This window comes from Halomonas sp. SIMBA_159 (genome assembly GCF_046536035.1).
In the GTDB taxonomy this organism is placed as follows: domain Bacteria; phylum Pseudomonadota; class Gammaproteobacteria; order Pseudomonadales; family Halomonadaceae; genus Vreelandella; species Vreelandella venusta_A.
The window spans coordinates 1-274 of record NZ_JAWJBT010000518.1; the positions used below are offsets into that span (position 1 = coordinate 1).

1 protein-coding gene is annotated in these 274 nt (G+C 51.5%); it reads left to right on the forward strand.

Annotated elements, in window-relative coordinates; genetic code table 11:
• Positions 1-274, forward strand: a 274-nt coding sequence (locus R0J87_RS20265; RefSeq protein WP_498888506.1) for a hypothetical protein, incomplete at both ends; no start/stop codon positions are given.

A 274-nucleotide genomic window follows, 5' to 3' on the forward strand; every position in this document is an offset into this window, starting at 1 on the left:
GGCAGCCTGCTGTGCTATGGAAAGTTGCGTTACACGATTTAGCTAAAGCCCGCTTGATCCCCGGCGAACATGATGAACAGATTAGCTGGCAACAAGTGATGGACAGTGAGCTGGCGTTACAGCGCTACGTTGATCAGCATCTTGCATTTAACAGTGCAGAGCAGCCGTGCCGGGTTACTACGCTAGCCAGCAATGAATGGCAATTACAACGGCTGCAGCGCGATCTGTACTTCCTATTGCCACTAAAGGTTGATTGTCCGCAGCCTGACAACTG